This window comes from Pseudomonas lini, from assembly GCF_030812475.1.
Lineage (GTDB): Bacteria > Pseudomonadota > Gammaproteobacteria > Pseudomonadales > Pseudomonadaceae > Aquipseudomonas > Aquipseudomonas lini_A.
On the sequence record NZ_JAUSSR010000009.1, the window covers coordinates 1 to 16,949 of the forward strand.

Below are 16,949 nucleotides of genomic sequence, written 5' to 3' on the forward strand. Positions count from 1 at the left end.
GCGGCGTTCCGACGATGGTCGCAAGGGCGACGCGTTTATTCAGACGATACGCATCATCGTTGTCGTCCATCGCGAGCAGGCTCGCTCCCACAGGGTCGCCTTTGTAGGAGCCAGCTTGCTGCGGGCGGCGTTCCGACGATGGTCTCAAGGGCGACGCGTTTATTCAGACGATACGCATCATCGTTGTCGTCCATCGCGAGCAGGCTCGCTCTCACAGGGTCGCCTTTGTAGGAGCCAGCTTGCTGCGGGCGGCGTTCCGACGATGGTCGCAAGGGCGACGCGTTTATTCAGACGATACGCATCATCGTTGTCGTCCATCGCGAGCAGGCTCGCTCCCACAGGGCCGCCTTTGTAGGAGCCAGCTTGCTGGCGATGGTCTCAAGGGCGACGCCTTCATTCAGACGATACGGGTTATCGTTGACCACCATCGTCGGAGCGCCGCCTGGAGCAAGCTGGCTCCTGCACCGAGCTACAGCAACGATGCCCGCTTAACCGCAGGCTTTCAAATCAACCGGCCCGACAAACTCGTTGCCGCGCCCCATCACGCAGCCCACGCTCTGGTTGCGCTGACGCTCCCAAGCCTCCACCGGATAGGTTTTGTTCCAGGCTTCGTATAGTTGTCGATCCTGTTTCGACAGGCGCAAACCATACTGCTTGCTCATGTAGAAATACGTCCGGGCGATCATGCCGCGAATGGAAGGGCGGGGCATGACCTTCTTCGCCTTGAAGTCGACCTGGGTCAGGCACGAGCCGTATTGACCGCTCTGCACCGGCAACCAGCCGAAGCTGAAATTGCTCCGGTCGCCATTCACCTCGCCGATGCTCGGCACCAGGTTATGCAGGTCGGCCTCGGCCTTCTGGTAGACCGGATCGTAGCGTGTGCAGTTCTTGCGCCCGCCTTCTTGCCAGCACTGACGCTGATGGCCGATTTGCCAGGCCGGGACGATGTGTTCCCACTCGATGCGGGACGCGCGCTTGGCGTTTTTGCGCGGGACATAACCGCAGGCCGCGAGATTGACCTTGTTGCCGGTGTATTTACAGCCGCAATAAAACTCGGTGGATTGCGGGGCGTACAGCTTCCAGGCGACTTTCTTGGCCTCGCTGAAGGTGCGTGGGGCGCCAGCCTGGGCGCCAAGGGAGATCGATAGAAACAGCAAAGCAAACCAGCGGGCACTCATCGACTCAGTCTTCCTTCGGCACAACCCAGAAAATCTGCACGCCACCATCGTCGCGATACGCGAGGGTGACGTTGTCGTTCTCATCGATCTCTTCGAGCAATTGTTCCCACTCGTCCACGGGTTCGTCCGGCAGACGAAAGATCAAGGCGGCTTTGGCTTTTTGTGCGGTGGGGGAATTGATGATTTTCTGAACGCGAAGACCCATGCGTACATAGGTGTCAGGAGAAACAGAGCTGGAGGCCACGGAATTATCCTTATTAAGCTGTACGTGCATACAGTATTTAACTGTAGGCAATTTCGCAACTACTTAAAATTCAAGAAAATCCTCTGACAGCTGTTTTTTCCGTTTGGTGTAGGAAGATGGAAAATTTTTATCGGAATATCGGAAGGCGGTGATCACCACTCGCCAACGCTGGCGAGTGGTGGATTCAGTGCCCGACCGGAACCGGTCAGGCGAGGGCGAGGCGAATCAATATTCCCAGAACATCCGCTGCAGCTCTTTGCTGTCATTGGTCTTGGTCAGCGCGACCATGGCCAGGATGCGAGCCTTCTGCGGGTTCAGGTCATGGGCCACGACCCAGTCGTACTTGTCGTCAGGCTGTTCGGCGTTGCGCAGCACGAAACCGCCGGCGTTGACGTGGGAGGAGCGGATGATCTGCACGCCGTCCTTGCGCAAGTCCTGCAGGGCTGGAACCACCCGCGAAGAGACCGAGCCGTTGCCGGTACCGGCGTGGATGATGGCTTTGGCGCCCGACTGCGCCAGGGCTTTGTAGGCGGTATCGCTCACATTGCCGTAGGAGTAGGCGATTTCGACGTTCGGCAGGCTCTCGATGGTTTTGATGTCGAATTCCGAATCCATGGTGTGGCGCTTGGACGGCAGGCGGAACCAGTAGGATTTGCCTTCCACAACCATGCCCAGTGGGCCCCAGGCGCTTTTGAACGCTTCGGTCTTGATATTGATCATCTTGCTGACGTCGCGACCCGACTGGATTTCATCGTTCATGGTCACGAGTACGCCTTTGCCCCGGGCATCTTTGCTGCTGGCCACGGCCACGGCGTTGTACAGGTTGAGCATGCCGTCGGCGGACATCGCGGTGCCCGGGCGCATGGAGCCGACGACGATGATCGGCTTGTCGGTTTTTTCCACCAGATTCAGGAAGTACGCGGTTTCTTCCAGGGTGTCGGTGCCGTGGGTGATGACGATGCCGTCGACGTCGTTGCTGTCGGCCAGTTCGGCGACGCGACGACCCAGTTGCAGCAGGTTGTCGTTGGTGATGCTTTCGGAGGCGATCTGCATGACCTGTTCGCCGCGAACGTTGGCCAGCTGGCTCAGTTCCGGAACCCCGGCGATCAATTGTTCGATGCCTACTTTCGCCGCCTGGTAAGTCGCGCTATTGGCCGCGCTGGCACCGGCGCCGGCAATGGTGCCGCCGGTGGCCAGGATCACCACGTTTGCCAGTTTTTGTTGGGGTTGCGCTTCTTTGGCCTGAAGGGCGGTGGGCAGCAGTAGCAGGAGGGCCAAGGCGCCCGGAACGAAGGTCTTGAAAACAGATGTCATTATTTTTCTCTCTTGTAGTCAGACGGTGCTGATGCAGGATCATCTAGATACGCCCCAAGGCGAGCTGAACGCTGGGGTTTACGAGAGGGAGCAGGATTCATACCAGACATGCCTTGTATTGGAAATAACTCGTAACCTAATGATTTGTATCATTATTTCTTAAACAATTTTAAACGGATCAGCGTCGGGTCGTCCGGATTTCCGAACATCTGCGGCATTCGTGTTCGGCTCTCCGAGCGCACCGATCCAGTTAGCATTGCCAATTACCTATTGCCTGCCTATGCGGCGCCAACGGATACAAAACAATCCTTTGCCGTCGTTGACAAATGTCCGCAGCCTTCGCATAGTTCGTTACTCGCAAACGTTTGCGCGATGTTGCCGATGGCTTGATCCACGGCGAGCGCGATATGCATTACGCCAACGCAAGCGTTGCTCACAATAATCATAAGATCGGAGTGAACCCATGAAGCTGCCATTCGCTGGACGTCTTCTTGCTGTCGCTATGCTGGCTGCCGCATCCGCCGCGCTGCCCGTCTCCTCGGCATTCGCCGAAACCCCTGAAAAACCCAAAGTCGCGCTGGTCATGAAATCCCTGGCCAACGAGTTCTTCCTGACCATGGAAGACGGCGCCAAGGCTTACCAGAAAGACCACTCCGGCGACTTCGAGCTGATTTCCAATGGCATCAAGGACGAAACGGACACCGCGAACCAGATCCGCATCGTCGAGCAAATGATCGTCTCCAGGGTCAACGCGCTGGTCATCGCGCCCGCAGACTCCAAGGCCATGGTGCCGGTGATCAAGAAAGCGGTGGATGCCGGCATCACCGTGGTCAACATCGATAACCAACTGGACCCGGCGGTGGTCAAGAGCAAAAACATCACAGTGCCGTTCGTAGGTCCGGATAACCGCAAAGGCGCGCGTCTGGTAGGCGAGTACCTGGCGAAACAGCTGAAGGCCGGTGACGAAGTCGGCATCATCGAAGGCGTCTCCACCACTACCAACGCCCAGGCCCGCACCGCAGGCTTCAAGGATGCGATGGAGGCGGCGCAGATCAAGGTCGTGTCCCTGCAATCCGGCGATTGGGAAATCAACAAGGGCAACCAGGTTGCCGCCTCCATGCTCAGCGAATACCCGAACATCAAGGCCCTGCTGGCGGGCAACGACAGCATGGCCGTCGGCGCAGTGTCTGCCGTGCGCGCCGCCGGCAAGGCCGGCAAGGTGCAAGTGGTCGGCTACGACAACATCAACGCCATCAAGCCCATGCTCAAGGATGGCCGCGTACTGGCCACCGCTGACCAGTTCGCCGCCAGGCAGGCCGTGTTCGGCATAGAGACCGCGCTGAAGATCATCAAGGGCGAGAAAGTCGACAGCGGCGTCAATGGCGTCATTGAAACTCCGGTTGAGCTGGTAACCCAGTAGTCCTTCTGGCGACACAAACTGTGCTCGCCCGTAACGGCGAGCACGTGGAGAGTTTTTATGTCAGTTTTCGCCCCGAACGCTGTGCTCTCGGTCAGCGGCATCGGCAAGACCTACGCCCAACCGGTGCTGAGCGGCATCGACCTGACGCTGATGCGCGGTGAAGTGCTGGCGCTGACCGGCGAGAACGGCGCCGGCAAAAGTACGCTGTCGAAGATCATTGGCGGGCTGGTGACCCCGACCACCGGCCAGATGCAGTTCCAGGGTCAGGCGTATCGGCCCGGCAGCCGGACCCAGGCTGAAAACCTGGGCATCCGCATGGTCATGCAGGAGCTCAATCTGCTGCCGACCCTGTCGGTGGCGGAAAACCTGTTTCTGCACAACTTGCCCAGTCACGGTGGCTGGATCAGCCGCAAGCAACTGCGCCAGGCGGCAATCGAGGCCATGGCCCAGGTCGGGCTCGACGCCATCGACCCGGACACCCTGGTCGGCGAACTCGGTATCGGCCATCAGCAAATGGTCGAGATCGCGCGCAACCTGATTGGAGACTGCCATGTGCTGATCCTCGACGAACCGACCGCGATGCTCACCGCCCGGGAAGTCGAGATGCTGTTCGAGCAGATCACCCGCCTGCAGGCGCGCGGCGTATCGATCATCTACATTTCCCATCGCCTTGAAGAGCTGGCACGGGTCGCCCAGCGCATCGCGGTATTGCGTGACGGCCACCTGGTCTGCGTCGAGCCGATGGCCAATTACAACAGCGAGCAACTGGTCACCTTGATGGTCGGTCGTGAACTCGGCGAACACATCGACATGGGCCCGCGCCAGATCGGTGCGCCGGCGTTGACGGTCACAGGCCTGAGCCGTTCCGACAAGGTTCGCGACGTGTCCTTTGAAGTGCGCGCCGGCGAGATCTACGGGATTTCCGGTTTGATCGGGGCAGGGCGCACCGAGTTGCTGCGCCTGATTTTCGGCGCGGATACGGCAGACAGCGGCACCGTTGCGCTGGGCTCGCCGGCGCAAGTCGTGAGCATCCGTTCACCGGCGGATGCAGTCGGGCACGGCATCGCCCTGATCACCGAGGACCGCAAGGGCGAAGGCCTGCTGCTGACCCAATCGATCAGCGCCAATATCGCCCTGGGCAATATGCCGGTGATTTCCAGCGGCGGCTTCGTCAACAACGGCGACGAGATTGCCCTGGCCCGGCGTCAGATCGACGCCATGCGCATCCGCAGTTCCAGCCCCACGCAGTTGGTGTCGGAACTGTCCGGCGGCAACCAGCAGAAAGTCGTGATCGGCCGCTGGCTGGAGCGCGACTGCTCGGTGATGCTGTTCGATGAGCCGACCCGCGGCATCGACATTGGCGCCAAGTTCGACATCTATGCCTTGCTCGGCGAGTTGACCCGTCAGGGCAAGGCGCTGGTGGTAGTGTCCAGCGACCTGCGCGAACTGATGCTGATCTGCGACCGCATCGGCGTGCTCTCGGCGGGGCGTCTGATCGACACCTTCGAGCGTGCCAGCTGGACCCAGGATGAGTTGCTTGCCGCCGCATTCGCCGGCTATCAAAAACGTGATGCGTTGCTCGACGAAGCAGCGCCAAGGGATTTTTCATGACGACTGCAACGTCCATCGGCAAACGTAGTGGCAACTTTTATGGCCTCGGTACTTATCTGGGACTGGCCGGCGCCTTGCTGGCCATGGTCGCGCTGTTTTCGGTCCTGAGCAGCCATTTCCTGTCGTACGACACTTTCAGCACCCTGGCCAACCAGATCCCGGACCTGATGGTATTGGCGGTCGGCATGACGTTCGTGTTGATCATCGGCGGCATCGACCTGTCGGTCGGTTCGGTGTTGGCGCTGGCGGCATCGACGGTCAGCGTGGCGATTCTCGGCTGGGGCTGGAGCGTGCTGCCGGCGGCGTTGTTGGGGATGGGCGCTGCGGCGTTGGCCGGGACCATCACCGGCTCGATCACTGTCGCCTGGCGGATTCCGTCGTTCATCGTGTCCCTTGGCGTGCTGGAAATGGCTCGCGGCGTGGCGTATCAGATGACCGGCTCGCGCACGGCCTACATCGGTGACGCCTTCGCCTGGCTGTCCAACCCGATCGTCTTTGGCATCTCGCCGTCGTTCATCATCGCCTTGTTGATCATTTTCATTGCCCAGGCCGTGCTGACCCGGACCGTGTTCGGTCGCTACCTGATCGGCATCGGCACCAACGAAGAAGCGGTGCGCCTGGCCGGGATCAATCCGAAACCCTACAAGATCCTGGTGTTCAGCCTGATGGGGCTGCTGGCCGGTGTCGCCGCGCTGTTCCAGATTTCCCGGCTGGAAGCGGCGGACCCGAATGCCGGCTCCGGCCTGGAGCTGCAAGTGATCGCCGCGGTGGTGATTGGCGGCACCAGCCTGATGGGCGGGCGCGGCTCGGTCATCAGTACTTTCTTCGGCGTGTTGATCATCTCGGTACTGGCCGCCGGTCTGGCGCAGATCGGCGCGACCGAACCGACCAAACGCATCATCACCGGCGCGGTCATCGTGGTGGCGGTGGTGCTCGATACTTATCGCAGTCAGCGCGCAAGCCGGCGGACCTGAGTCATGGCAACCATCAAGGATGTAGCGGCACTGGCGGGAATCTCCTACACCACGGTTTCCCATGTGGTGAACAAGACCCGGCCGGTCAGCGAAGAAGTACGGGTGAAGGTCGAGGCCGCGATCCAGACGCTCGACTACGTACCCAGCGCGGTCGCCCGATCGCTCAAGGCCAAGACCACGGCGACCATCGGCCTGTTGGTGCCCAATAGCCTCAACCCGTACTTCGCCGAACTGGCGCGGGGTATCGAGGACTACTGCGAGCGTAATGGCTATTGCGTGATCCTGTGCAATTCCGACGACAACCCGGACAAGCAGCGCAGCTACCTGCGGGTGCTGCTGGAAAAGCGTATCGACGGCTTGATCGTGGCATCGGCCGGCGGCGACGCGGGGCTGGCGCAAGGCCTGGCTGGCGTGCGCACGCCAATGGTAATCGTCGACCGGGGGCTGGAGGGTGTCGACGCCGACCTGGTGCGCATCGATCACGAGTACGGCGCCTGGCTGGCGACGAAGCACTTGTTGGAACTGGGGCATCGCGACATTGCCACCATCGGCGGTCCGGCGAACACCAGCGTGGCGCAGATGCGCCTTGCCGGTTATTGCCGTGCCTTGAAGGAGGCGGGTGTCACGGTGCCTCGTGAACGCATGCTGGAAAGCGATTTCACCAGCACCGGCGGCTACAGCGCGGCGGCGATCCTGCTGGAAAAGAACCCGCCCAGCGCGATATTTGCCGGCAACGACATGATCGGCATCGGCGTGCTGCGAGCCGCCGCCGAGCGCAATATCCGAGTGCCGACCGAACTGTCGGTGATCGGCTTCGACGATATCCAGATGAGCCGTTATGTCTATCCGGCGCTGACCACCGTCGGCCAGTCGATCCTGCAACTGGGCGAGATGGCCGCTGAAGTGCTGCTGCGCCGGATCGCCACACCGGCCATGGCCACCGATCAACGGATCGTGACGCCCAGTATTGTCCTGCGCGAATCGACGGCGCCGCTGGCCGGGGTGTTTTCTGAATATCGCTGAGCCTGAAGTTCGATTGAACCGAATGCTCAAAAAACGACGCTCCATAAAACGAAAGCTCTATAAAACGACGCTCCATAAAACGAAAGCTCCGCTGAAACCCGAATTGAGTAGTGACGCATGCCAAAAAAAGTAGTGGTGATAGGCAGCCTGAACATGGACCTGGTGACCCGCGCACCGCGACTGCCCCGTGGCGGCGAAACGCTGATCGGCCAGTCGTTCGTCACGGTCTGCGGTGGCAAGGGCGCCAATCAGGCGGTGGCGGCGGCTCGGCTGGGCGCGCAAGTGTCGATGGTCGGTTGCGTGGGCAGCGACGCCTATGGCGAACAGCTGCGCGGGGCGCTGTTGGCCGAGCAGATCGATTGCCAGGCGGTCAGCGTGGTCGACGACTCCAGCGGCGTGGCCTTGATCGTGGTCGATGACAACAGCCAGAACGCGATCGTGATTGTCGCCGGTGCCAACGGCGCACTGACGCCGGAAGTGATCGACCGTTTCGACGCGGTATTGCAGGCGGCGGATGTGATCATCTGCCAGCTGGAAGTGCCGGATGCCACGGTCGGCCACGCGCTCAAGCGCGGCCGCGAGTTGGGCAAAACCGTGATCCTCAACCCGGCCCCGGCCAGTCGCCCGTTGCCGGCGGACTGGTACGCGGCCATCGATTACCTGATTCCCAACGAAAGCGAGGCCTCGGCCCTCAGCGGGTTGCCCGTGGACTCCCTGGTTACCGCCGAAATTGCCGCCACTCGCTTGCTCGCCCTGGGTGCCGCCAAGGTGATCATTACCCTGGGTGCGCAGGGCTCGCTGTTTGCCAATGGCGCCGGCATCGAACATTTTCCGGCGCTGCAGGTAAAGGCAGTCGATACCACCGCGGCCGGCGACACGTTCGTCGGTGGTTTCGCCGCCGCGCTGGCGGCCGGCAAAAGCGAAGCCGAGGCGATCCGTTTTGGCCAGGGCGCTGCGGCGCTGTCGGTGACCCGTGCCGGTGCGCAACCGTCGATCCCCACTTTGTCCGACGTACAGGCCTTTGAAGCACCATGAAAAAGACACCCTTGCTCAACGTCGCCCTGTCGCGACTGATCGCTTCCCTGGGCCATGGCGACCGGGTGGTGATTGGTGATGCCGGCCTGCCGGTGCCACCGGGCGTCGAACTGATCGACCTGGCGCTGACCCACGGCATTCCGGATTTCGTCAGCACCTTGAAGGTCGTGCTCAGCGAGATGCAGGTCGAAAGCCACGTGCTGGCGCAAGAGATTCTGGGCAAGAAACCCCCGGCACTGGCGACGCTGGATGAGCTGGATGCCGAAGGTGCACTGGGTCGGCGTGAGTGGCTCAGCCATGAACAATTCAAAATTCTCAGCCGCCAGGCGCGAGCGATTGTCCGCACCGGCGAATGCCAGCCGTACAGCAACATCATTCTGGTGGCCGGGGTCACGTTTTAATGACCACTTTTTAATGTTTGATACTTCATGCACAAGGAGTGCGCCATGTACCGCTATGCTCAGAAACTGCATCACCTGCTACGGAGTCTGCTGCTTTTGTCCCTGATGACCGCAACAAGCGCCCGGGCGGCGCAACAGATCGACCTGATCATCGACACCGATCCCGGTGCCGACGACGTGGTGGCCTTGCTGTTTGCCCTGGCGTCGCCGCAAGAACTGAGCATCCGCGCGCTGACCACCGTTGCCGGCAATGTGCGACTGGACAAGACATCGCGCAATGCACGGCTGGCCCGCGAGTGGGCAGGGCGCGAAGAGGTGCCGGTGTATGCGGGCGCGCCGAAACCGCTGATACGCACGCCTATCTACGCCGAGGACATCCATGGCAAGGAGGGCTTGTCGGGTGTCGCCGTCCACGAGCCGAAGGCGGGCCTGGCCGAAGGCAGCGCGGTCAACTACCTGATCGAGACCTTGAAGGCCGCCAGGCCCCACAGCATCACCCTCGCCATGCTCGGTCCGCAGACCAACCTGGCATTGGCCCTGATCCAGGAGCCCGGAATCGTCCAGGGCATCAAAGAGGTGGTGGTCATGGGCGGGGCGCACTTCAACGGCGGCAATATCACGCCAGTGGCCGAGTTCAACCTGTTCGCCGACCCGCAGGCCGCTGAGGTCGTGCTCAGGAGTGGCGTGAAGCTGACCTACTTGCCGCTGGATGTGACCCACAAGATTCTCACCAGTGAGGCGCGCCTGAAGCAGATCGCGGCGATCGACAACACTGCCAGCAAGCTGGTGAGCGATATTCTCAATGAGTACGTCAAGGGCGACATGGAGCACTACGGCCTTGCGGGTGGCCCGGTGCATGACGCCACGGTGATCGCCTACCTGCTCAAGCCTGAGCTGTTCACCGGCCGTTCAGTGAACGTGGTGGTCGATAGCCGCGAAGGCCCGACCTTCGGCCAGACCATCGTCGACTGGTATGACGGCCTGAAAGCGCCGAAGAATGCTTTCTGGGTCGAAAGCGGCGACGCCCAGGGCTTCTTTGACCTGCTGACCGAGCGCCTGGCACGTCTGAGGTAAGCTGCCGGCCCGCAGTTGCCCGCCTGCGCTCAGTTCCTGGCTGTCTGGGCGATGCCCTGGTAGGTTTCCGGGTACTTGGTGAACACCTGGGTGATGAATGAGCGGGCGGCTTCGGTGCCCAGTTCCTTGACCAATAGATCGATCGCGATGATTGCCAACTCTTCCGGGCTGCCGGGGCTGTAGGAACTATGGCCCTGTGGCCAGCTGGCATTGATATTGGCGTCGATGCTTACGGTGGTCATGATGGTGCTCGAGATGTCGGGAAAGTCTGAGTGTGAAGTTAACCATTTTGCGCGACGTTTGGCACTCCGACTTAGGCATCAGAGGAGGGCTATGCGACACTTGGCCTTTGATCAATTTTCAAGGACCGTGCCGTGCAGATCGATTTGAACACCCCCGACGGCTTGACCCTTGAAGCGGTGCGCCAGATGCTGGCCTCTGCCAGCGATGATGAGCACACGCAGTTGCGGGTGACCAAGGGCGGCATCGCCTATATCTCGTCGGGTGTCGTGGGTGGCACCGATATCGACGGGCTGTTGTTTCGCCTGGAAACCTGGGCCAAGGGCTCCGGTTATGTCGGGCGTGTCGCGGCCAGTGACGAGGTCTGGGTCATGCAGATCTTCAATGCGCTGAAACAGAACTGGCCGAATCCGCCTTTCGATTACATCGACGTCTATTGAGACTTGTTCATATTCAGTCATGATTATGCAGTGGACAGTCGCGGATGCTCAGGCAAACTCGCCGCTTTTCATGATCGAGGGCAGGGCGCTGGCACGCCCCGGGAAACCAAACGCCAGATTGGCGGTCGCACGATCTCAGCTCAACTATTGAAAAAAGGAGGCTTCATGCCTTGGAAGCTCGCGTCATTGGGTACTTTGCTGGCCGCTGCCCTGTTGGCAGGTTGCAGCACTACCTCCACCGAGTCGACAACAGACCCTGTCACCACCACTGACACGGGGCACAGCCGTTGTGAGGCAAAAGCTGCCGAATTCACCATTGGCAAAAAGGCTTCGCCCGAACTGCTGGAACAGGCACGCACCCGAGCAGGCGCACAGAATGCACGGTTCCTCCTGCCCACCGACATGGTGACCCTGGAGTACCGCTCCGATCGCCTGAACCTGAACACCGATGCCAGCCGGGTGGTCACCCGCGTCAACTGCGGCTGATCGTTTCAGGCTTTTGTTTCGCTCATAAAAAACCCCGTCACATGGACGGGGTTTTTTTAGTGCGGCTGAAAATTACTCAGCGCGGACTTGTGCAGCTTGCATACCCTTTTGGCCTTTCTCAGCCACGAAGGAAACGGTCTGGCCTTCTTTCAGGCTTTTGAAACCGTCGCTTTCGATAGCTTTGAAGTGTACGAACAGGTCGTCACCGCCACCTTGAGGAGTGATGAAGCCGAAGCCTTTTTCATCGTTGAACCATTTAACGGTGCCGGTTTGGCGATTAGACATGGTGTATCTCCAAGAAACATATATTTTCAGTAGTGCTGTGCTGCTCAGGCCAACTGGGCACACCGGGGTATCATAGTCGAAATGTTCGCTTTGGGAGCCCCCCGGACGTGCTGTTTGTCCTACAGTAGCCCGTTCTTTGTTGCTTTGTATGGCTGAAAGCCCCGGTTTTAAAGGCTCTCAGCCGAAAGTAAAGACGATAAAAAAAGCTGTAGAACCTGCAAAAATCGTAGGAAAAAACCCTTTTTAGTGGCTTTTCATTGTCGATCGAGGCCCTGAAAGCCGTCAGTCCGGCTTACTTTTTCGCCTTGGGATCGGCCTTGCACGAAGCGATTTTCGTCAGTGCTTTCTGTTTCAAGGCGTCATTCGCCGTGTTGTCCATCAAGGCCTGGATATCGCCGGCCGGGTACGATTTGATCGCATCAGCCCCGCAAGCACAGTGAGATTTGGCTGCGGCCGCGCCGATCTGAGGGGTGGCTGCCTCGGTACACTGAGCCATGTATTTCTCGCGCTCGCCCTTTGGCCAATCGGCATGGGCGGCCAGTGGCAGCAGCAGGACGACGGGGGCGATTACCGCGAATAAACGATTCAGACGCATGCTCGGATGCTCCTTGTGGGTCAATGTCTTGTTATCTGAGGGGTAAAGCGGGGTTCAAGTTCAGCACTCTCGCATAAAAACCGTTGATTTGCCCCCGTAGCGGTGCCGCTGCGGCGACGACCGTTCATCTGTGCTAGCATGCCTCGCTCGGGCGTTTGCAAGCTCCGGATGACCTTCAGTCCCGGTGGCGGCAAGAGCGCGAATAACCCTGATTTGAATCCCAGTCACTCTGGTTCGGTTTTCCGGTTGGCCGCAAGGCTCCTGCCGCTGTAAGGCAGGCGTTCGTCATTGAATGGCCTGGACCGGATCTTGTACTGGCTCATCCCAACCCACGTGACCTTTGGTAGGGGTCACCACTAGGAGAGGAGGCGCCATGCCAACTATTACTCTTCCCGACGGCAGTCAACGTTCATTCGATCACCCGGTTTCCGTAGCCGAGGTCGCCGCCTCCATTGGTGCCGGCCTGGCCAAGGCCACCGTGGCCGGCAAGGTCGATGGCAAGCTGGTCGACGCCAGCGACATCATCGACAGCGATTCCACGCTGCAAATCATTACGCCAAAGGATGAAGAGGGGCTGGAGATCATTCGCCACTCTTGCGCCCACCTGGTTGGCCACGCGGTCAAGCAGCTGTACCCGACCGCGAAAATGGTCATCGGCCCGGTCATCGACGAAGGCTTCTATTACGACATCGCCTTCGAGCGTCCTTTCACTCCGGACGACCTGGCCGCCATCGAACAGCGCATGCAACAGCTGATCGAAAAAGATTACGACGTGATCAAGAAAGTCACTCCGCGCGCCGAAGTGATCGAAGTGTTCAAGGCCCGTGGCGAGGACTACAAGCTGCGCCTGGTCGAGGACATGCCGAACGAACAGGCCATGGGTCTGTACTATCACGAAGAATACGTCGACATGTGCCGCGGTCCGCACGTGCCGAACACGCGCTTCCTGAAATCCTTCAAGCTGACCAAGCTGTCCGGCGCCTACTGGCGTGGCGATGCCAAGAACGAGCAATTGCAGCGCGTCTACGGCACCGCCTGGGCCGACAAGAAGCAGTTGGCGGCTTACATCCAGCGCATCGAAGAAGCCGAGAAGCGCGATCACCGCAAGATCGGCAAGCGCCTGGGCCTGTTCCACACCCAGGAAGAGTCGCCGGGCATGGTGTTCTGGCACCCGAACGGCTGGACTCTGTACCAGGTGCTCGAGCAGTACATGCGCAAGGTTCAGCGTGACAACGGCTACCTGGAAATCAAGACGCCGCAAGTCGTCGACCGCAGCCTGTGGGAGAAATCCGGACACTGGGCCAACTACGGCGACAACATGTTCACCACCCAGTCGGAAAACCGCGACTACGCGATCAAGCCGATGAACTGCCCGTGCCACGTGCAGGTGTTCAACCAGGGCCTGAAAAGCTACCGCGAGTTGCCGATGCGCCTGGCCGAATTCGGTGCCTGCCACCGTAACGAGCCGTCGGGTGCGCTGCACGGCATCATGCGCGTGCGTGCGTTCACCCAGGACGACGCTCACATCTTCTGCACCGAAGAGCAGATGCAGGCCGAATCCGCGGCGTTCATCAAGCTGACCATGGACGTCTATGCCGACTTCGGCTTTAAAGACGTCGAGATGAAGCTGTCCACTCGTCCGGAAAAACGCGTCGGTTCCGACGAGCTGTGGGATCGCGCCGAAGCGGCATTGGCTGCAGCCCTTGATAGTGCTGGGCTGCCGTACGATCTGCAGCCGGGCGAGGGGGCGTTCTACGGTCCGAAGATCGAATTCTCGCTGAAAGATTGCCTTGGCCGTGTCTGGCAATGTGGTACCCTTCAGCTCGATTTTAACCTGCCTATCCGTCTGGGAGCCGAATATGTCTCCGAAGACAACAGTCGCAAGCACCCGGTTATGTTGCACCGGGCGATCCTGGGCTCCTTCGAACGTTTCGTCGGAATCCTGATCGAGCACTACGAGGGTGCGTTCCCCGCGTGGCTGGCTCCGACCCAGGCAGTGATCATGAATATCACTGATAAACAGGCCGATTTCGCCGCCGAGGTTGAAAAAACCCTCAACGAAAGCGGATTTCGTGCCAAGTCTGACTTGAGAAATGAAAAGATCGGCTTTAAAATCCGCGAGCATACCTTGCTCAAGGTTCCCTATCTCTTGGTTATCGGAGATCGGGAAGTCGAGATGCAGACTGTCGCTGTGCGTACTCGTGAAGGTGCTGACCTGGGCTCGATGCCCGTCGCCCAGTTCGCTGAGTTTCTCGCGCAAGCGGTTTCCCGGCGTGGTCGCCCAGATTCGGAGTAATTACTATTAAGCGTGAAATGAGACAAGATAAACGAGCTGCACCGAAAGCCCCGATCAACGAGAATATCTCGGCACGCGAGGTTCGGTTAATTGGAGCTGAGGGTGAACAGCTTGGGATTGTGTCAATTGAAGACGCGCTTCTTAAGGCTGAAGAGGCCAAACTGGATCTGGTGGAAATTTCCGCCGATGCAGTACCCCCTGTTTGCAAACTGATGGACTACGGCAAATCGATCTTCGAAAAGAAGAAGCAGGTTGCCGCGGCCAAGAAAAACCAGAAGCAGATTCAGGTTAAAGAAATCAAGTTTCGTCCAGGGACGGAGGAAGGGGATTACCAGGTAAAACTGCGCAACCTGGTACGTTTCCTGAGTGATGGGGACAGGGCCAAGGTATCCTTGCGATTCCGCGGCCGTGAGATGGCCCACCAGGAGCTGGGGATGGAACTGCTCAAGCGGGTTGAAGGTGACCTGCTCGAATACGGTTCGGTCGAACAGCATCCTAAGATGGAAGGACGCCAGCTGATCATGGTCATCGCCCCGAAAAAGAAGAAGTAATCATCAGGGCACGGCAGGCCTTCTGATTATGTTTATCAACTGAATGCGGAGTATCCGAACATGCCAAAAATGAAAACGAAAAGTGGTGCTGCTAAGCGGTTTTTGAAAACTGCTAACGGTATCAAGCACAAGCACGCTTTCAAGAGCCACATCCTGACTAAAATGTCGACCAAGCGTAAGCGTCAACTGCGCGGTAGCAGCTTGCTGCATCCGTCTGACGTGGCAAAAGTCGAGCGCATGCTGCGCCTTCGTTAATTTTAGTCAAGAATAGAGGAAGTAACTCATGGCTCGTGTAAAGCGTGGCGTCATTGCCCGTAAACGTCACAAAAAAATTCTGAAACTTGCTAAAGGCTACTACGGCGCTCGCTCGCGCGTATTCCGTGTTGCCAAGCAAGCGGTAATCAAGGCAGGCCAATACGCCTACCGTGACCGTCGTCAGAAAAAACGTCAGTTCCGCGCTCTGTGGATCGCTCGTATCAACGCTGGTGCACGTATCAACGGTCTGTCCTACAGCCGTTTCATCGCCGGCCTGAAAAAAGCGTCCATCGAGATCGACCGTAAGGTTCTGGCTGATCTGGCAGTGAGCGAAAAAGCGGCGTTTGCTGCGATTGTCGAGAAAGCTAAAGCCAGCCTGGCTTAAGTACCCCCGACAGTTACCCGGCCTCACCTCTGTGGGGCCAGGTGCTAAACGTCATAAATAGGGGAAGAGCCTTCAAGCTCTTCCCCTATTTTGTATCTGGAGTCTGTACATGGAAAACCTGGATGCGCTCGTCTCTCAAGCACTAGAGGCTGTGCAAAGCGCTGAAGATATCAATGCCCTGGAGCAAATCCGGGTTCACTACCTTGGCAAGAAGGGCGAATTGACTCAGGTGATGAAGACCCTGGGGAATCTGCCGGCCGAAGAGCGTCCGCAAGTCGGCGCCCTGATCAACGTTGCCAAGGAGCGTGTCACAGAGGTTCTCAATGCGCGCAAGGCACTGTTTGAAGAGGCCGACCTGGCCGCCAAACTGTCCGCCGAGTCCATTGACGTGACCCTGCCTGGCCGCGGCCAGACCTCGGGTGGTCTGCATCCGGTTACTCGCACTCTGGAACGTATCGAACAGTTCTTCACCCATATCGGCTACGGCATTGCCGAAGGCCCTGAGGTCGAAGACGACTACCACAACTTCGAAGCGCTCAACATCCCAGGCCATCACCCGGCCCGGTCGATGCATGACACCTTCTATTTCAATGCCAACATGTTGCTGCGCACCCATACCTCGCCGGTACAGGTCCGCACCATGGAATCGAAGCAGCCGCCGATCCGCATCGTCTGCCCGGGCCGTGTGTACCGCAGCGACTCCGATATCACCCACTCGCCGATGTTCCACCAGGTCGAAGGCCTGCTGGTCGATCGCGACATCAATTTCGCCGACCTCAAAGGCACCATCGAAGAGTTCCTGCGCGTGTTCTTCGAAAAAGAGCTGGCCGTGCGTTTCCGTCCCTCGTACTTCCCGTTCACCGAGCCATCCGCTGAAGTCGACATGGAATGCGTGATGTGCAGCGGTAAAGGCTGCCGTGTCTGCAAACAGACCGGCTGGCTGGAAGTGATGGGCTGCGGCATGGTTCATCCGAACGTGTTGCGCATGTCCGGGATCGATCCGGAAGAGTTTTCGGGCTTTGCCTTCGGCATGGGCGTTGAGCGTCTGGCCATGCTGCGTTACGGCGTGAACGACTTGCGTCTGTTCTTCGACAACGACTTGCGGTTCCTCGCGCAATTTCGCTAGTCGTAACGAATTTTTA

20 protein-coding genes are annotated in these 16,949 nt (G+C 59.2%); 14 read left to right on the forward strand and 6 right to left on the reverse strand.

The window, feature by feature from the left end:
• Nucleotides 1–488: 488 nt before the first annotated feature.
• The 3 genes from J2W17_RS17700 to J2W17_RS17710 form a co-directional block, all read right to left on the reverse strand.
• On the reverse strand, nucleotides 489–1,178 hold the full coding sequence (locus J2W17_RS17700; protein WP_307336732.1) for an endonuclease I family protein: 690 nt from the start codon (nucleotides 1,176–1,178) through the stop codon (nucleotides 489–491).
• Nucleotides 1,179–1,182: 4 nt separating this feature from the next.
• Nucleotides 1,183–1,452 (reverse strand): DUF1654 domain-containing protein, encoded by a 270-nt coding sequence (locus J2W17_RS17705; protein ID WP_307336735.1) that lies wholly within the window; start codon nucleotides 1,450–1,452, stop codon nucleotides 1,183–1,185.
• Between the two features lie 195 nt (nucleotides 1,453–1,647).
• Nucleotides 1,648–2,736, reverse strand: a complete 1,089-nt coding sequence (locus J2W17_RS17710; RefSeq protein ID WP_307336739.1) for an asparaginase — start codon at nucleotides 2,734–2,736, stop codon at nucleotides 1,648–1,650.
• Between the two features lie 463 nt (nucleotides 2,737–3,199).
• Here J2W17_RS17710 and J2W17_RS17715 point away from each other — a divergent pair, with 463 nt between their 5' ends.
• The 7 genes from J2W17_RS17715 to J2W17_RS17745 all read left to right on the forward strand — a co-directional run bounded on the left by J2W17_RS17715 (nucleotide 3,200) and on the right by J2W17_RS17745 (nucleotide 10,274).
• Nucleotides 3,200–4,156, forward strand: a complete 957-nt coding sequence (locus J2W17_RS17715; protein WP_307336742.1) for a sugar ABC transporter substrate-binding protein — start codon at nucleotides 3,200–3,202, stop codon at nucleotides 4,154–4,156.
• A gap of 57 nt (nucleotides 4,157–4,213) precedes the next feature.
• Nucleotides 4,214–5,767, forward strand: a complete 1,554-nt coding sequence (locus tag J2W17_RS17720; RefSeq protein WP_307336745.1) for a sugar ABC transporter ATP-binding protein — start codon at nucleotides 4,214–4,216, stop codon at nucleotides 5,765–5,767.
• Nucleotides 5,764–6,741 (forward strand): ABC transporter permease, encoded by a 978-nt coding sequence (locus tag J2W17_RS17725; protein ID WP_307336748.1) that lies wholly within the window; start codon nucleotides 5,764–5,766, stop codon nucleotides 6,739–6,741. Before J2W17_RS17720 ends, J2W17_RS17725 begins: the two co-directional genes overlap by 4 nt.
• Nucleotides 6,742–6,744: 3 nt before the next feature.
• The gene (locus tag J2W17_RS17730; protein WP_307336751.1) at nucleotides 6,745–7,764 is read left to right on the forward strand and encodes a LacI family DNA-binding transcriptional regulator; all 1,020 of its coding nucleotides are present in this window, start codon (nucleotides 6,745–6,747) and stop codon (nucleotides 7,762–7,764) included.
• Nucleotides 7,765–7,881: 117 nt separating this feature from the next.
• Nucleotides 7,882–8,799 (forward strand): ribokinase, encoded by a 918-nt coding sequence (gene rbsK / locus J2W17_RS17735; protein WP_307336754.1) that lies wholly within the window; start codon nucleotides 7,882–7,884, stop codon nucleotides 8,797–8,799.
• Nucleotides 8,796–9,200 (forward strand): D-ribose pyranase, encoded by a 405-nt coding sequence (gene rbsD / locus J2W17_RS17740; protein WP_307336757.1) that lies wholly within the window; start codon nucleotides 8,796–8,798, stop codon nucleotides 9,198–9,200. The genes rbsK and rbsD overlap by 4 nt, the downstream gene beginning before the upstream one ends.
• A 45-nt stretch (nucleotides 9,201–9,245) precedes the next feature.
• Nucleotides 9,246–10,274 carry a nucleoside hydrolase gene (locus tag J2W17_RS17745; protein WP_307336761.1) on the forward strand — a complete coding sequence of 343 codons (1,029 nt, stop codon included), beginning with the start codon at nucleotides 9,246–9,248 and terminating at the stop codon, nucleotides 10,272–10,274.
• A 29-nt stretch (nucleotides 10,275–10,303) separates the two neighbouring features.
• On the opposite strand, the gene J2W17_RS17750 is transcribed toward J2W17_RS17745, so the two are convergent.
• Nucleotides 10,304–10,516: a hypothetical protein gene (locus J2W17_RS17750; protein WP_307336764.1), complete on the reverse strand. Its 213-nt coding sequence runs from the start codon at nucleotides 10,514–10,516 to the stop codon at nucleotides 10,304–10,306.
• A 132-nt stretch (nucleotides 10,517–10,648) separates the two neighbouring features.
• Here J2W17_RS17750 and J2W17_RS17755 point away from each other — a divergent pair, with 132 nt between their 5' ends.
• Together J2W17_RS17755 and J2W17_RS17760 are read left to right on the forward strand one after the other, a co-directional pair.
• On the forward strand, nucleotides 10,649–10,954 hold the full coding sequence (locus J2W17_RS17755) for a hypothetical protein (RefSeq protein WP_307336767.1): 306 nt from the start codon (nucleotides 10,649–10,651) through the stop codon (nucleotides 10,952–10,954).
• A 165-nt stretch (nucleotides 10,955–11,119) separates the two neighbouring features.
• Nucleotides 11,120–11,440: an I78 family peptidase inhibitor gene (locus tag J2W17_RS17760; RefSeq protein WP_307336770.1), complete on the forward strand. Its 321-nt coding sequence runs from the start codon at nucleotides 11,120–11,122 to the stop codon at nucleotides 11,438–11,440.
• Nucleotides 11,441–11,512: 72 nt separating this feature from the next.
• On the opposite strand, the gene J2W17_RS17765 is transcribed toward J2W17_RS17760, so the two are convergent.
• Together J2W17_RS17765 and J2W17_RS17770 are read right to left on the reverse strand one after the other, a co-directional pair.
• Nucleotides 11,513–11,725 (reverse strand): cold-shock protein, encoded by a 213-nt coding sequence (locus tag J2W17_RS17765; RefSeq protein WP_007905882.1) that lies wholly within the window; start codon nucleotides 11,723–11,725, stop codon nucleotides 11,513–11,515.
• 292 nt (nucleotides 11,726–12,017) lie between these two features.
• The gene (locus J2W17_RS17770; RefSeq protein ID WP_307336774.1) at nucleotides 12,018–12,320 is read right to left on the reverse strand and encodes a hypothetical protein; all 303 of its coding nucleotides are present in this window, start codon (nucleotides 12,318–12,320) and stop codon (nucleotides 12,018–12,020) included.
• 373 nt (nucleotides 12,321–12,693) lie between these two features.
• Between J2W17_RS17770 and thrS the strand changes: the two genes are divergently transcribed.
• The 5 genes from thrS (at nucleotide 12,694) to pheS (ending at nucleotide 16,933) form a co-directional block, all read left to right on the forward strand.
• The gene (gene thrS, locus J2W17_RS17775; RefSeq protein ID WP_307336778.1) at nucleotides 12,694–14,616 is read left to right on the forward strand and encodes a threonine--tRNA ligase; all 1,923 of its coding nucleotides are present in this window, start codon (nucleotides 12,694–12,696) and stop codon (nucleotides 14,614–14,616) included.
• Nucleotides 14,616–15,167, forward strand: a complete 552-nt coding sequence (gene infC / locus J2W17_RS17780) for a translation initiation factor IF-3 (protein WP_176469887.1) — start codon at nucleotides 14,616–14,618, stop codon at nucleotides 15,165–15,167. The genes thrS and infC overlap by 1 nt, the downstream gene beginning before the upstream one ends.
• Before the next feature lie 60 nt (nucleotides 15,168–15,227).
• Complete coding sequence (gene rpmI, locus J2W17_RS17785) at nucleotides 15,228–15,422, forward strand: 50S ribosomal protein L35 (RefSeq protein WP_002553160.1); 195 nt, start codon at nucleotides 15,228–15,230, stop codon at nucleotides 15,420–15,422.
• 28 nt (nucleotides 15,423–15,450) lie between these two features.
• Nucleotides 15,451–15,807, forward strand: coding sequence for a 50S ribosomal protein L20 (rplT, locus tag J2W17_RS17790; protein ID WP_307336783.1), 357 nt, complete (start codon nucleotides 15,451–15,453; stop codon nucleotides 15,805–15,807).
• A 109-nt stretch (nucleotides 15,808–15,916) separates the two neighbouring features.
• Nucleotides 15,917–16,933 (forward strand): phenylalanine--tRNA ligase subunit alpha, encoded by a 1,017-nt coding sequence (gene pheS / locus J2W17_RS17795; protein WP_007905876.1) that lies wholly within the window; start codon nucleotides 15,917–15,919, stop codon nucleotides 16,931–16,933.
• Nucleotides 16,934–16,949 lie beyond the last annotated feature (16 nt).

Coding starts and splice junctions, on each gene's coding strand:
- J2W17_RS17725 (WP_307336748.1), top strand. CDS start 5,764: ATGACGACTGCAACGTCCATCGGCAAACGTAGTGGCAACTTTTATGGC.
- J2W17_RS17710 (WP_307336739.1), bottom strand. CDS start 2,736: ATGACATCTGTTTTCAAGACCTTCGTTCCGGGCGCCTTGGCCCTCCTG.
- J2W17_RS17765 (WP_007905882.1), bottom strand. CDS start 11,725: ATGTCTAATCGCCAAACCGGCACCGTTAAATGGTTCAACGATGAAAAA.
- rbsK (WP_307336754.1), top strand. CDS start 7,882: ATGCCAAAAAAAGTAGTGGTGATAGGCAGCCTGAACATGGACCTGGTG.
- thrS (WP_307336778.1), top strand. CDS start 12,694: ATGCCAACTATTACTCTTCCCGACGGCAGTCAACGTTCATTCGATCAC.
- J2W17_RS17730 (WP_307336751.1), top strand. CDS start 6,745: ATGGCAACCATCAAGGATGTAGCGGCACTGGCGGGAATCTCCTACACC.
- rbsD (WP_307336757.1), top strand. CDS start 8,796: ATGAAAAAGACACCCTTGCTCAACGTCGCCCTGTCGCGACTGATCGCT.
- J2W17_RS17745 (WP_307336761.1), top strand. CDS start 9,246: ATGTACCGCTATGCTCAGAAACTGCATCACCTGCTACGGAGTCTGCTG.
- J2W17_RS17750 (WP_307336764.1), bottom strand. CDS start 10,516: ATGACCACCGTAAGCATCGACGCCAATATCAATGCCAGCTGGCCACAG.
- rplT (WP_307336783.1), top strand. CDS start 15,451: ATGGCTCGTGTAAAGCGTGGCGTCATTGCCCGTAAACGTCACAAAAAA.
- pheS (WP_007905876.1), top strand. CDS start 15,917: ATGGAAAACCTGGATGCGCTCGTCTCTCAAGCACTAGAGGCTGTGCAA.
- J2W17_RS17760 (WP_307336770.1), top strand. CDS start 11,120: ATGCCTTGGAAGCTCGCGTCATTGGGTACTTTGCTGGCCGCTGCCCTG.
- J2W17_RS17720 (WP_307336745.1), top strand. CDS start 4,214: ATGTCAGTTTTCGCCCCGAACGCTGTGCTCTCGGTCAGCGGCATCGGC.
- J2W17_RS17715 (WP_307336742.1), top strand. CDS start 3,200: ATGAAGCTGCCATTCGCTGGACGTCTTCTTGCTGTCGCTATGCTGGCT.
- J2W17_RS17700 (WP_307336732.1), bottom strand. CDS start 1,178: ATGAGTGCCCGCTGGTTTGCTTTGCTGTTTCTATCGATCTCCCTTGGC.
- J2W17_RS17770 (WP_307336774.1), bottom strand. CDS start 12,320: ATGCGTCTGAATCGTTTATTCGCGGTAATCGCCCCCGTCGTCCTGCTG.
- rpmI (WP_002553160.1), top strand. CDS start 15,228: ATGCCAAAAATGAAAACGAAAAGTGGTGCTGCTAAGCGGTTTTTGAAA.
- J2W17_RS17705 (WP_307336735.1), bottom strand. CDS start 1,452: ATGCACGTACAGCTTAATAAGGATAATTCCGTGGCCTCCAGCTCTGTT.